The sequence below is a fragment of the Candidatus Oleimmundimicrobium sp. genome (genome assembly GCF_030651595.1).
GTDB lineage: Bacteria > Actinomycetota > Aquicultoria > UBA3085 > Oleimmundimicrobiaceae > JAUSCH01.
The window spans coordinates 1-13,764 of the sequence record NZ_JAUSCH010000046.1 but is presented as its reverse complement, the minus strand read 5'-3'; the positions used below and the strand labels follow the sequence as shown (position 1 = coordinate 13,764).

Genomic DNA, 13,764 nt, shown 5'->3' with positions numbered 1-13,764 from the left:
GGAGTATTTACATTGGAATTAAATATTTTATCTCAATTAGTTGGGTTTTTAATATTGCTTTTTTTGTCTGCGTTTTCTTCTATGGCTGAAACAGCTCTTATCTCAGTAAATAAGATAAGAGTAAGGTCTCTTGCCAAAAAAGGAGACAATAGAGCAATTGTGCTCGAAAGGTTATTAGATAAACCGGATAGATTTTTAGCAGCCATACTTTTTCTCAACAATGTTGTAAATATTGGAGCGGCTTCATTGGCTACAATGTTTGTGTCCAGATATGTTTCCCATTATGCTGTTGCTATTTCAACTGGTATCGTTACTTTTTTGGTCCTTCTTTACGGAGAGATAACGCCAAAGACTTTTGCCACCCAGAATGCTGAAAAAATTTCATTGTTTGTAGCAAAACCAGTGTTAATTTTATCTGTCACCCTATATCCCATCGTCCATTTTTTGACAGTTCTTGCCAATCTTTTGATTAAACTTATTGGAGGTAAACCTTTAAAAAAAGGAACTTTTATTACTGAAGAGGAGATAAAAACCTTGGTTACGGTTGGCGAGGAAGCGGGTGTGATTGAAGAAGAAGAAAAAGAAATGATTCACAGTATTTTTGAATTTGGGGACACCATGGCAAAAGAGATTATGGTTCCAAGAATAGATATAGTAGCTATAGAAAGTACCGCTTTGATTAAAGAGTTGCTGGATTTAATAATTGAGAAAGGACATTCCAGAATTCCTGTATATGAAAAAACTGTCGATAATGTAGTGGGAATTATTTATGCGAAGGATTTACTCGCGCGGCCTAAGAGCGACAGGCTTTCTGCTCCTCTAAAAGATTTAATGCACCCGGCTTACTATGTTCCTGAAACAATGAAACTGGATGATTTATTAAGAGAACTAAGAAACAGGAAGACTCACATGGCCATAGTCGTTGATGAATACGGAGGGACTGCTGGCATTGTTACCATAGAAGACATTTTGGAGGAGATAGTTGGCGAAATATTTGATGAGTATGATTTAGAAATGGTAATGGTTGAGCGGATAGATGATAATAATATACGAGTTGATGCGCGGGTGAGCTTGGATGAAATTAATGAAATTTTAGGAATAAATTTGCCCGATATGGAGTGCGAAACAATTGGAGGGTTTGTTTATGATTTAATTGGCAAAATTCCCACTTCTGGAGAGAAGGTCGATTTCAAAATTGATTCGAAATATAATTTAACTTTTACAGTAGAAAGAGTTATTAAAAGGCGTATCTCGAAGATTTTAATTACTAAGAGTGAATTTGAAAAAGAAGAGGATGATATAGATTGTGAAGATAAATGATTTGATTGATTTGGCTTTTAAAGCGAAAGAGAATGCATATGCTCCATACTCTAATTTTAAGGTTGGAGCTGTTTTGATAGTTAAAGATGGTCGAAAATTTATCGGATGTAATGTGGAAAATGCCTCTTACGGGTTGTCTATGTGCGCGGAAAGGGTTGCTTTATTTAAAGCAGTTTCAGAAAAGTGCCGGGACTTTGAATCCTTAATTTTAGTTTCTGATTCCGAAGAATTTTGTTTTCCATGTGGGGCATGTAGGCAAGCTCTATGGGAGTTTGGTTGCGACCTAGAGATTATAGTGGTGAACAAGAAGAAAGAGATTAAAAAGGCAAAAATAAGAGACCTTTTGCCTGAAGCTTTTTCTTCACATAAGGAGGGTAATCCCGTTTTTGGAAGTAAAAGTTGTTAAAAAAGTTGACTTTAACTTAATTAAGAAACTTGTTTTTTTAGAAAAAGAAGCTTTTGGACAAGGAGGATTGGATGAATGGACCCTCCCTGTTTTTATCAGATATGGCAAGGTTTATATCTTGGAAGAAGATGGGAAAATTGAAGGTTTAGCGGAATTTATCAGAGACTGGAATGAGATAAAACGAGTTTTTTTAGTAAGTTTTTCTATATGCCAAGATAAAAGAGGGAAAGGCTTGGGCAAATTTTTTTTAACGAAAATTATTGAACTTTTAAGAGAAGAAGGGTTAAAAGAGGTAAAGACAACGGTTTCCCCTGTCAACGAAGCGGCTTTAAATCTATATGAAAAGTTGGGTTTTGTAAGAACGGATTATTTGAAAAATGAATATGGGCCGGGAAATAATAGATTGCTCATGAAGTTAAGTTTTGGGGAGGATTAAATTTAAATGAACGATAATTTTAAGAGCGGGTTTGTGGCCATAGTGGGAAGGCCAAATACGGGTAAATCTACTTTAGTTAACTCTCTTATGAAACAGAAAGTTGTTATAACATCTGATAAACCTCAAACTACTCGTCATAAAATTAGATGTATTTTAAATCGGCCGGATGCTCAAATTATCTTTATAGATACTCCGGGGTTACACAAACCGCATGATTTGTTGGGAGAACGTTTAAACGAAAAGGTTAGAAGTGCTTTAAAAGAAGTAGATGTTGTAATTTTTGTAGTTGATGCTTCTCAGGTTATCGGTAGGGGAGATGCGTTTATAGCCAAGGAATTAAATAAGCTTAATGCTCCGGTTATTCTGGTTTTAAATAAAACAGATAAAATTAATCATGCTGATTTAAGTGCTCAAGAAGAAATTGCGCGGGACCTTGGCCAGTTTAAGAAAATCATTTCCATTTCGGCTTTAAACGGTGACAATTTGAATGTTTTGATAGATGAAACTGTTGAATTATTGCCAAAGGGACCAAAGTATTATCCTGACGATACTATTACGGACCAGCCCGAAAAGGTTATCATTGCTGAATTTGTTAGAGAGAAGGTTTTGGAGCTAACAAGAGAAGAAGTGCCGTATAGTGTTGTGGTAAAAGTTGAAAGTATTTCTAAAAGAACGGATAAAGATATAGTTGATGTAGAAGCTTATATTTTTGTAGAAAAGGATTCTCAAAAAGGAATAATTATTGGCAAGGGCGGCAAGATGCTTAAGGAGATTGGACAAAGAGCTCGAGAAGAGATAGAAAACCTCTTGGGTAGTCAAATTTTTTTAAGTCTTTGGGTTAAGGTTAAAAAAAAGTGGCGGAGCAGAGAAGATATAATTCGCGAGATGGGCTACTAACGAACGCAAGGTAGGGAACAATTGGAAGAAAGAAATGAAATTATTTTAAAAACTGTAAATAGGTTGCTTGCTGAAAATAAGTTATCCAAGGTTACAACCATTCTTGGAAAACTTTATTCAGCCGATGCCGCTGAAGTTGTTACTCATCTTGATGAGAGAGATCAAAAGAAGATATTCGAGGTTTGGGCACCGGATCAGTCTGCTAACACATTGCTTGAGATGGAGGAAGACGACCAAGTTGACATAGCTGAAAGTTTAAGTATTTCAGCTATTTCCGAAATTTTAAATGAGATGCCTTCTGATGATGGAGCCGATTTAATTGCAGACCTTTCAAAGGAAACAGCCGAGAAGATTTTTAAGGTGATGAAGCCCGAAGCGGCAGCCGAAATTAGAAATCTTTTAAAACATGATGAAAAAACGGCCGGCGGCTTAATGAATCCTGAAGTCGTTACCTTAAAAAAGAGCATAACGACCGAGGAAGCAATAGATGAGCTTAGAAAAAAGGCTCCTGAGATTGAAAACATATATTATGTTTTTGTTGTTAATGACGAAAATCAGCTTGTGGGAGTAGTCTCTTTAAGAGATTTAATAATAGCATCACCCAAGACATTAATAAAAGACATTATGAATCCCAACGTTATTTATGTTGAGGCTGGAGTTGATCAGGAAGAAGCAGCTAAAATTATCTCAAAATATGACCTTTTAGCATTACCGGTAGTTGATCAAGAACAAAGACTTTTAGGTGTTATTACCGTCGATGATGTTTTGGATGTTGTAGAAGATGAAGCTACAGAGGATATGTATAAATTATCTGGTACTATAGATATTGAAGAAAGTGATGTAATGCGGAGCCCGTTCCCGAGAGTTTTGCAAGCGAGGCTTCCCTGGTTGGCTATAGCAGTGGTGGGCGAGGTCGTTGTTGTGGGAACCATTGCGGAACATTTTAAATATTTATTGGCCACATTGCCCGCCTTAGCTGTTTATTGGGCCTGTATGACCTCAGTTGGTGGCAATTGTTCATTTCAAGCATCAACTGTAGCAGTGCGCGATTTAGCGATTGGGCATATTAACTCGAAAGCTATATTTTTGCGTATCATAAAAGAGATGAGACTCGCCTTGGTGATGGGGATAATTACGGGTGGTATACTTTTCGTAATTGCGTTTTTTTGGCAAAAATATTTACCTTTGGCAATAGTTGTTGCCGTGGCAAATGTCTTGATAATAATTTTGGGTGCTTTTACCGGCACAGTAGCTCCTTTGTTGTTTAATTCAATGGGGATAGACCCTGCAGTTTCTTCCAATCCTTTTCTGGCATTGATTATGGATGCAATTAGTTTATTTATATATTTTTACATAGCTGCTTTAGTTTTGGGAAAGTATTCAGTTTTTTAAGGAGAGACAAGTGACATCTGAAGAGTTTGCGAAATATATAGATCATACTATTTTAAAGCCTCAAGCAACTGTGGACGATGTTTTTTCTGTCTGCGATGAGGCGATAAAGTATAGTTTTGCCACCGTTTGTGTAAATTCTTATTTCGTTCCTTTCGTAAAAAAGAAACTAAAAGGAACAAGCGTAGGCGCTGCTACTGTTGTTGGTTTTCCATTGGGAGCGAGCTCCACAGCCGCAAAGTGTTTTGAAGCTGCAAGCAGTATTTTAAGTGGTGCAAATGAGATAGATATGGTTATAAATATGGGGCTCTTAAAAATGGGAAATATTGATGAGGCTTATCTTGATATAGCTGCCGTTGTTGAAGCAGCGCACTCAGCTAAGCAAGAAGTTAATTTAAAAAATGTGATTGTGAAAGTGATAATTGAAACATGTTATTTAACTGATGGTGAGAAGAAAAAAGCTGCGGAAATGGTGAAAAAAGCGGGGGCCGATTTTGTTAAGACTTCCACTGGCTTTGGTCCAGGAGGGGCTAAAGTTGAAGACGTGGCTCTTATAAGGAAAGTTGTTGGCAACCGGTTTGGGATTAAAGCATCAGGTGGAATAAAAACTTATAAGCAAGTTCTATCAATGATAGAAGCAGGAGCAACTCGTATAGGTACAAGTTCAGGTACAAAGTTAATGGAAGAATTTTTAAATGAAGGCAAGGGGATTTAATTCTCAGGTTTTAGTAAAACCAAAAATGATAAAACAAGAAATACGGAGATTAAAAATCGAGAAGCAAGTTATTTATATAATTAATTATTTGGAGTATGGTGCCTGGTGGATGGAGACTTTTTATGTCATCCCGTGAGTCTGTAGGTTCTCTCTGTAAAACTAAAGGGATAGTTTTAAAATCTATAAAACTTGGAGAAGCCGATAAAATTATAACCTTTTTTACAGATTCTCAAGGAAAAATAAGCGCCGTTGCAAAAGGATTGCGTCGAACTAAAAGCAAATTTGGAGGAAGGCTTGAACCTTTTACCTATGTTGATCTTTTGCTTTATCAGGGTAGAAATTTAGACACAATTACGCAAACCGAAATCATAGATTCTTTTTCGGAAATCAGGGAGGACCTAAACAAGATAGCTTATGGGTTTTCCGCGCTTGATTTAGTGAATAAAATCTCTGTTGAGCATGAAAAAGATAGAAGGGTTTTTGAATTTTTATTATCCAGTTTAAGAACTCTGTCTAAAACATCGGTTAATATGGACCTTTTTTTAGTAGCATTTGATTTAAAACTTCTCTCTCTTTCCGGTTTTTTGCCGGTTCTTAGTAGGTGTGTTATTTGTGATAAAGCTGTGAGTGGCTTTGAAAAAATCTTTTTTAGTTGTGGCAATGGTGGACTTGTCTGTGAAAAATGTGTTCATTTAGACTATCAACGCGGTGAAATTGAATCAAATACAATTTTTATAAGCCCCCAAGCGGCTGATTTAATTTTAATATTGTTGAAGGCAAGAGCTGATAGTTTTAATAATATTGAAATTCCAGAGGGCTTAAAAAAAGAAGTTATAATGATTGCCAAAAAATATGTAAATTTTAATATACATGCTCAGCTTAAGAGCAGAGATTGTATAAATAAGTTAAAAGATTGACTCTAAAAGCTCTTATATTATAACATTAAAAAGTGGCTTAAATGATAAAAAACAAACTGGAACCGCTTGTAACAAAATTTAATTTTTGTATGGAGATAGCCGAATTTTTGGTGGCTGTCTTAATGATTATAATTATTTTTTTGGGTATTGGTTATTTAGCTAATAGTGTTTTTTCTGCATTTCAATCTCACCATTTTTTTAATCCATCGGAAATTCACTATTTTTTGGATATAGCTCTTGTTCTTTTCATTGTTGTTGAAATGTTTAGAATAACCATGGCCTATTTGAGCGGTAAAAGAACATGGGATGCTGTTCTTGAAGCTGCTTTTGTCGCTATTGGTCGGAAAATAGTTCTTTATGAGTACAGTGTGTATGGGTTTTATGGCGCTTTAGCTCTTGCTGTTTTGACATTGTCGGTAGTTTTAGCTTATTATCTAAGCCGAAAAGTAGAAAAATAAATTTTCATATTAAAAGGTATGAAGGGGAAACGACTAATACATATAATCCATTTACCGCGGTACCGTAAAAGTTAATTCAGGGTGGAGCTGTAGAAAAAATCCTCTCGTCCTGGGTGTGTTGGATTTGCTTTAGGGGAGAGGTTTTATTATTAAATTTTGGATTTGGAGAAAGATATGAATTTTCAAGAGATAATTATGAATTTACAATCATATTGGGCCGATTGCGGCTGTTTAATAGGCCAGCCCTATGATTTAGAAGTAGGGGCGGGAACATTCAATCCACATACCTTTTTAAGATGCTTAGGGCCAGAACCCTGGAAGATTGCTTATGTTGAACCTTCTCGCAGACCGACTGATGGTCGGTATGGTGAAAATCCAAATCGGCTTCAGCATTATTACCAGTTTCAGGTATTGCTAAAACCGGCCCCGGATGATATTCAAGATATCTATCTCAAGAGTCTTGAAAGAATTGGAATTAATCCAAAAAAACACGACATACGTTTCGTCGAAGACGATTGGGAATCACCTACTTTAGGAGCTTGGGGATTAGGCTGGGAAGTTTGGTTGGATGGTATGGAAATAACGCAATTTACCTATTTTCAACAAGTAGGGAGCATTGATTTGAAACCAATCTCGGTTGAATTAACATATGGGCTGGAGAGGATTGCTATGTATGTTCAGGAAAAAGATAGTGTTTTTGACCTGACATGGGGAAGTGATTTAACCTATGGCGATATTCATCAGCACGGTGAAGTAGAATGGTCTAAATATAATTTTGAAGTAGCGGATACAGTTATGCTGAACGATCTTTTTAACAAATTTGAAAAAGAATGTAAGATTGTGTTATCTAAAAATTTAGTTTTGCCAGCCTACGACCATGTTCTCAAATGTTCACATGTTTTCAATCTTTTGGATGCCAGAGGGGCAATAAGTGTGACTGAGCGGACACGCTTTATCGCGCGGGTTCGTGATCTTGCGCGTAAGTGTGCTAATGCTTATCTATTACAAAGGGAAGAAATGGAGTTTCCCTTTTTAAAGTAGCCGGGGATCAATGGAGTGTTTTAATTCCTTATTTTTTACTGTTGGTTGTGGACTCCTCGCTTGCCATCGCATAAAGCAGTAGGCAATGGCGGGCAGGTTTAAAAAAACTGATAATTAAAACAGGAGTGTTGATGAACACAGGTGACTTGATTTTAGAAATTGGAACCGAAGAGATGCCATCCGCGTCAATTGATGAAGGAATTAGCCAACTAAAAAGCAAGGCTGAAAAATTGCTCTGTGAAAACAGGCTTTCCTTTTCCGAAGTAAGAACATATGGAACTCCAAGACGCTTAGCGTTAAACGTTATTGGATTGCATTCGCAACAGCTGGAAGAAGTAAAAGAGACGAAAGGGCCACCGGCGAAGCTGGCGTTTAATGTTGATGGAAAGCCGACCGCTGCCGCAAAGGGGTTTGCTAAATCGCAAGGAGTAAATGTTGCCGATTTGGAAGTTCGTGAAACTCCCGAAGGGGTTTATATTTACGCCACCACAAAAGAAAAAGGCAAGAAAACATTGGAGATTCTGCCCGATATTTTACCAAGATTGATATCATCTATCTCTTTCCGTAAATCCATGAGATGGCAGGGAGACAACATTTGTTTTGTTCGGCCAATTCGTTGGCTTCTGGCTTTATATGAAGATAAAATTGTAAGCTTTTCGTTTGGTAATTTAAAATCGAGCAATTTGACGTGGGGACACCGTTTTCTTGCAAAAAATCCTATTGAAGTAAAAAGTTGCAAAGAATACCTTCCTCTTTTACAGGCCGCTAAAGTAATTGTGAATCAAGAAAAACGGAAGGAAATTATTCAAAATGACATCAAAAAACTCTTAAAAAAGAAAGAAGAGAAGCCGGTTATAAACCCTAAAACTTTTACTGAGGTGATAAACTTAGTAGAGTCTCCTCACGCTATTTGTGGAACATTTTCGGATGATTATCTTAGTTTGCCTCGGGAGGTGTTAGCGACTTCGATGGAGTCGCACCAACGTTATTTTCCCATTGATGGAATTGATGGTAAGTTAAAATCTAAATTTATAGTTGTTCACAATGGCAATGCAGCTTACGACGACAACATAAGAAAGGGTCATGAAAAAGTTCTTAGAGCACGGCTTGCAGACGCGAAGTTTTTTTTTGAAGAAGACAAAAAAGAACCGTTTGCTCAAAATGTTGAGAAACTTAAAGGTGTTATTTTTCAAGATAAATTAGGGACGATGCATGGTAAGGTTAAACGCATTGAGGAGGTTGCTAATTTTTTAGCTAAAAAATTAAGAGTTGAGAACTCAACAAAAGATAATGCAAAACGAGTTGCTTATTTAAGTAAGGCTGATTTAGTAACAGAGATGGTTATAGAATTCCCGGATCTTCAAGGAGTAATGGGTAGAGAATATGCGGCATTATCCGGCGAAAACAAAGAAGTTGCTGAGGGCATCTTCGAGCATTATTTACCTCGTTATTCAGGTGATATTTTACCTAAAACCGATGTAGGAAAAATTGTAAGCATTGCGGACAAAATTGATACCATAGTAGGTTGTTTTTCCGTAGGATTTTTGCCAACCGGCTCAGAGGATCCTTATGCTTTGCGTCGTCAGGCACAGGGCATAATAAGCATAATTCTAAATGGCGAGTTAAATTTGTCACCGTTTGAGCTTATAGAGTTTGCGTTATCTGAATATAAAAAAGAAAAGATAGAATTTTATCAAGATGAAGCTCAAATTTTAAAAGAACTTAAGATTTTTTTCCTGGGTAGGCTAAAACAACAATTTTTAAGCGCGGGGTTCCAGTATGATGTTATTGACTCAGTTTTGGCATTAGGGTTGAATAATTTGGTAGTTCTCAGAGAAAAAATTAAGATTATGTCTAAATATAGAGAAGAAAGTTTAATAAAAGACTTGTTTACAGCGTTCATAAGATGTAAAAATTTGGCGGTGGGTGAATTAGGGACAGCTGTTAATGAAAATTTATTTAAACAAGAAGAAGAGAGAACTCTGTTTTGGACAATTTTACAATCAGAAAAAGCCATAAATAAGTCCTTAAAAGATGATGACTACGAAGAGGTCATGAAAATTTTGGCAAACTTGAGGCCGTTCGTAGATAAATTTTTTGATGAAGTTTTGGTAATGGCGAAAGAGAAAGAATTGCGGGATAACAGAGTAAAATTGTTGAATAAATGTGTTCAGGTATTTGAAACGATTGCGGATTTTTCTAAGTTAGCTATCGCTGCCGGATAAACATTACCTTAAAAAGAAGATTAATATTTTGGTTGAATATATTTAACTTTGGCAAAAAGGACAAAATAGATGACGGTAAAAAGAAATATATATGTACTTTCAGACTCATTGGGTGATACAGCAGAGCAGTTAGCTAAGGCGGCAACAAGTCAGTTTGCTGAAAAGTTTAAGATAGTGAAATGGCCGAAAATTGATAATGAAAAACAAATTGAAACAATTATAAGTAAAGCCAAAGTTGATTCAAGTGTAATATTTTATAGTTTAGTTATTCCTCGATTGAAAGAGTTTTTAGAGATTAAGGCTAACGAATATGGTGTTTCTGAATTAGATATTTTGGGTCCGGCGATAAAAGTGCTGGAAGATGTATTAGAAATTACAGCAGAGTCCAATCCGGGTGCTTCTAGAAAAATAAACAATGGATACTTTCGGAAAATTGAAGCAATGAATTTTGCAGTTAAACATGATGACGGGAGAGGCATAGAAAATATTAAAGAAGCTGAAATCGTTCTCATTGGAGTTTCTCGAACTTCTAAAACTCCTCTTTCCATGTTTCTGGCTTATCATGGGTTAAAAGCGGCAAACATCCCTTTAATTTATGGAATTGAACCGGCTAAACAGCTTTTTGAAATACCATCGGAAAAAATAATTGGCCTCGATATTGATGCAAATTTATTGAGGGAAATTAGGGGGCAAAGACTGGAATCGGTAGGTTCTCCAAAGAATGGTTACGCTGATATCAAGTATATTTTTAAAGAACTTGAGTGCGCGTGTTCTATCATGAAAAAACTTAGATGCAAAGTTATAAATATTACGCATAAAGCAATTGAAGAAACGGCTAGTGAGATATTAAAATATTACAGTAAAAACGATAATTACATTTGAGGGGGTTTATAAATGTCGGCCAAGAAGTATGTTTATGATTTTGAAGAAGGAAACGCAAAAATGAAATTTATATTGGGGGGCAAGGGCTCCAATTTAGCGGAGATGACAAAACTTGGTTTTCCCGTTCCTCCTGGTTATACAATTTCAACCGAGGCTTGTAATATCTACTCTAAGACCGGAAAACTTCCAGAGGGTTTAGAAAAAGAGGCAAAAGAACACCAAAATAAGTTAGAGAAAAAAATAAAAAAACAATTAGGAGATACCAACGATCCATTGTTGCTCTCCGTTCGTTCCGGTGCAGCTTTTTCGATGCCAGGGATGATGGACACGGTTTTAAACCTTGGATTAAACGATGTGACAATAGAAGGGCTTATTAGGCAAACCGAAAATGATAGGTTTGCTTATGATGCGTACAGGCGATTTTTGATGATGTTTTCCGATATTGTGCTTAAAGTGGACAAAAATAAATTTGAACGCGAATTAAGAGAGATGAAGAAAAAGCGAGGGGTTAAACAAGATACTGAACTTACAGCAGAGGATTTAAAAGTGTTGGTTAATATCTATAAAGAGATTGTAAAGGAAGAAACCGGTGAGGAATTTCCAAAGGATCCCGAGGATCAACTTAAAAAAGCTATAAGTGCAGTTTTTGAATCATGGAATAACTCTCGTGCTAAGACATATCGTAAAGAATATAAGATTTCAGATGACTTAGGTACGGCCGTTAATATTCAAGCAATGGTTTTTGGAAACAAAGGGAATGATTCTGCTACGGGAGTTGCATTTACAAGGGATCCCGGAACTGGTGAAAATAAAATTTTTGGAGAATATCTTACCAATGCTCAAGGCGAAGATGTTGTAGCCGGTGTTCGCACTCCAAAAACCCTTGTAGAACTTAAAGAAGAAATGCCCGGTGTTTACAACGAGTTGATAGAAGCAATGAAAAAGCTTGAGAAACACTATCGCGACATGCAAGATGTAGAGTTCACAATAGAACAAGGTAAGCTTTATATGCTTCAAACAAGAACAGGCAAGAGAACAGCTGCTGCAGCGTTAAAGATTGCCGTTGATATGGTGAAAGAAGGCTTAATTACCGAAGAAATAGCAATAAAAAGAATTGATCCTTCTCAATTAGATCAACTCCTTCATCCTCGAATTGACCCTAAGGCCGAGTTAGATGTTCTCGCAACTGGTTTACCTGCTTCTCCGGGAGCTGCGAGCGGAGAAGTTGTTTTTGACGCGGATACTGCTGAAGAAGAAGGAAAAGCGGGCAAAAAGGTTATATTGGTTCGATGGGAAACTACGCCTGATGATATTCATGGTGTAATAGCAGCCCAAGGCGTACTTACTGTTCACGGAGGAATGACAAGCCATGCGGCTGTTGTGGCGCGGGGTATGGGAAAACCATGCGTTGCTGGATGTGAAGCATTGAAATTGGATATGGAAAAACAACTTTTTGAGGTCAATGGAACAACAATTAAAGCTGGAGATATTATAAGTATAGATGGAAGCTTGGGCCGGGTAATTTTAGGAGAGGCGCCGCTTATTCCTCCCAGTGTTAGCATAGATTTTCAAACGATTCTTAAATGGGCGGATAAATATAGAAAACTTGGCGTAAGAGCAAATGCAGATACCCCTGAAGATGCGAAGAAAGCTAGAGAGTTTGGAGCAGAAGGAATAGGGCTATGCAGAACCGAACACATGTTTTTTGGCGATGAACGTTTGCCTCTCGTGCAACAAATGATTCTTTCTGAAACCAATGAAGAAAGAGAAAAAGTGTTGGAAAAATTACTACCACACCAAAGAAGAGATTTTGAAGGCATCTTTGAAGCCATGTCAGGATTGCCCGTAACCATCAGACTTTTGGATCCTCCGCTTCATGAATTTTTACCGAACTTTACTGATTTAAGAGTTGAGCTTACTGAAATGAAATTAAAGGGTGCAAACAAAGATGAGATTATGGCCAAAGAAAGACTTTTGCATAAAGTGAGGGCGGAAACTGAGACGAATCCAATGTTGGGCCTGAGGGGTTGTCGGCTTGGCATAATTTATCCCGGAATTTACAGAATGCAGGTTAAAGCAATAATGGAAGCGGCTTCTAACGTTAAGAAGAAAGGGTTTAAACCGGTGGTTGAGATAATGATTCCATTGGTTTCGCACTTAAACGAGCTCGTGATTATGCGTAAAGAAGTTGAGAAAACAGTAGAATCGGTTTTGGCCGATTGCGGAACGAATATTTCATATAAAGTAGGGACGATGATTGAGCTTCCTCGTGCTGCTTTAACCGCAGATGAAATTGCAGAATTTGCGGACTTTTTTTCCTTTGGGACAAACGATTTAACTCAGACAACATTTGGATTTAGCCGTGATGATGCTGAAGCAAAGTTTTTGGCAAAGTATCTTGAAGATAAAGTATTGCCGGTTAATCCTTTTGAAGTTCTTGACCAAAAAGGTGTTGGCAAATTAATTAAAATTGCTTGCAAACTCGCTCGGAAGACTAAATCTGATATTAAATTAGGTATTTGCGGTGAACATGGGGGAGAGCCATCCTCAATTGATTTTTGCCACAAAAATGGTTTTACTTATGTGAGCTGTTCTCCTTTTCGTGTTCCTTTAGCTAGACTTGCTGCAGCTCAAGCAGCTATTGATGTAGAAGGAGATACAACAAAGTAGCAAGTAGCAGATGGCTGATTGCAGATGCTTACCCGCCTCTGGCGGGGCAGATAGCAGATGGTTAAAAGCAGAGCGCGCGGAGCATAGAGCAGAGAGAGCATAGAGTATGTAAAAATTAACAACAAGCTAAGTAGTTTTAGACGAATGAAAGATGGTAAGAGATTTGAAATATCAGCTATCGAGCAAACGTTAGTGAGCAAGCCATTGGCTATCGGGTCGTAAGCCGGGCTTGCTAATAACTGTTAAATAATTTAAGGAGAGATATGTTGGTTGTTGGAATAAATGGAAGTCCCAATAAAAATGGAAATGTTTCATATCTTCTTGAGGTTGCTTTAGATGCCGCAAAAAGGAAAGGGGCAAGTGTTTGCATGGAACATGTTTCTGATGCTCTTAAGGGACAAAGAAAGC

General features: G+C 37.1%; 12 protein-coding genes. All 12 read left to right on the top strand.

All coding sequences use genetic code 11. The features are described 5' to 3' along the window. Positions 1-12: 12 nt before the first annotated feature. The 12 genes from Q7U95_RS02915 (at position 13) to ppdK (ending at position 13,356) form a co-directional block, all read left to right on the top strand. Complete coding sequence (locus Q7U95_RS02915; protein WP_308751780.1) at positions 13-1,320, top strand: hemolysin family protein; 1,308 nt, start codon at positions 13-15, stop codon at positions 1,318-1,320. Continuing rightward, positions 1,307-1,726: a cytidine deaminase gene (gene cdd / locus Q7U95_RS02910; RefSeq protein WP_308751779.1), complete on the top strand. Its 420-nt coding sequence runs from the start codon at positions 1,307-1,309 to the stop codon at positions 1,724-1,726. Before Q7U95_RS02915 ends, cdd begins: the two co-directional genes overlap by 14 nt. Beyond that, positions 1,707-2,162 carry a GNAT family N-acetyltransferase gene (locus Q7U95_RS02905; RefSeq protein WP_308751778.1) on the top strand — a complete coding sequence of 152 codons (456 nt, stop codon included), beginning with the start codon at positions 1,707-1,709 and terminating at the stop codon, positions 2,160-2,162. The genes cdd and Q7U95_RS02905 overlap by 20 nt, the downstream gene beginning before the upstream one ends. A gap of 6 nt (positions 2,163-2,168) precedes the next feature. Further along, a complete protein-coding gene (gene era, locus Q7U95_RS02900; protein ID WP_308751777.1) occupies positions 2,169-3,059 on the top strand; it encodes a GTPase Era in 891 nt (296 codons plus the stop codon). 21 nt (positions 3,060-3,080) lie between these two features. Continuing rightward, positions 3,081-4,451, top strand: a complete 1,371-nt coding sequence (gene mgtE, locus Q7U95_RS02895) for a magnesium transporter (protein WP_308751776.1) — start codon at positions 3,081-3,083, stop codon at positions 4,449-4,451. A gap of 10 nt (positions 4,452-4,461) precedes the next feature. Then, positions 4,462-5,163 carry a deoxyribose-phosphate aldolase gene (gene deoC, locus Q7U95_RS02890; RefSeq protein WP_308751775.1) on the top strand — a complete coding sequence of 234 codons (702 nt, stop codon included), beginning with the start codon at positions 4,462-4,464 and terminating at the stop codon, positions 5,161-5,163. Between the two features lie 122 nt (positions 5,164-5,285). Then, positions 5,286-6,080, top strand: a complete 795-nt coding sequence (gene recO, locus Q7U95_RS02885; protein WP_308751774.1) for a DNA repair protein RecO — start codon at positions 5,286-5,288, stop codon at positions 6,078-6,080. 41 nt (positions 6,081-6,121) lie between these two features. Then, positions 6,122-6,538, top strand: a complete 417-nt coding sequence (locus Q7U95_RS02880; RefSeq protein ID WP_308751773.1) for a phosphate-starvation-inducible PsiE family protein — start codon at positions 6,122-6,124, stop codon at positions 6,536-6,538. Between the two features lie 174 nt (positions 6,539-6,712). Beyond that, positions 6,713-7,579, top strand: coding sequence for a glycine--tRNA ligase subunit alpha (locus Q7U95_RS02875; RefSeq protein ID WP_308751772.1), 867 nt, complete (start codon positions 6,713-6,715; stop codon positions 7,577-7,579). A 131-nt stretch (positions 7,580-7,710) separates the two neighbouring features. Continuing rightward, positions 7,711-9,804, top strand: coding sequence for a glycine--tRNA ligase subunit beta (gene glyS / locus Q7U95_RS02870; RefSeq protein ID WP_308751771.1), 2,094 nt, complete (start codon positions 7,711-7,713; stop codon positions 9,802-9,804). Between the two features lie 69 nt (positions 9,805-9,873). Next, positions 9,874-10,686: a pyruvate, water dikinase regulatory protein gene (locus tag Q7U95_RS02865; protein ID WP_308751770.1), complete on the top strand. Its 813-nt coding sequence runs from the start codon at positions 9,874-9,876 to the stop codon at positions 10,684-10,686. 12 nt (positions 10,687-10,698) lie between these two features. Beyond that, the gene (gene ppdK / locus Q7U95_RS02860; protein ID WP_308751769.1) at positions 10,699-13,356 is read left to right on the top strand and encodes a pyruvate, phosphate dikinase; all 2,658 of its coding nucleotides are present in this window, start codon (positions 10,699-10,701) and stop codon (positions 13,354-13,356) included. Positions 13,357-13,764 lie beyond the last annotated feature (408 nt).

Bases quoted from the DNA above. Each gene is read 5' to 3' on its own strand.
- era (WP_308751777.1), top strand. From the start codon at position 2,169: ATGAACGATAATTTTAAGAGCGGGTTTGTGGCCATAGTGGGAAGGCCA.
- recO (WP_308751774.1), top strand. From the start codon at position 5,286: ATGTCATCCCGTGAGTCTGTAGGTTCTCTCTGTAAAACTAAAGGGATA.
- Q7U95_RS02880 (WP_308751773.1), top strand. From the start codon at position 6,122: ATGATAAAAAACAAACTGGAACCGCTTGTAACAAAATTTAATTTTTGT.
- Q7U95_RS02875 (WP_308751772.1), top strand. From the start codon at position 6,713: ATGAATTTTCAAGAGATAATTATGAATTTACAATCATATTGGGCCGAT.
- glyS (WP_308751771.1), top strand. From the start codon at position 7,711: ATGAACACAGGTGACTTGATTTTAGAAATTGGAACCGAAGAGATGCCA.
- Q7U95_RS02865 (WP_308751770.1), top strand. From the start codon at position 9,874: ATGACGGTAAAAAGAAATATATATGTACTTTCAGACTCATTGGGTGAT.
- ppdK (WP_308751769.1), top strand. From the start codon at position 10,699: ATGTCGGCCAAGAAGTATGTTTATGATTTTGAAGAAGGAAACGCAAAA.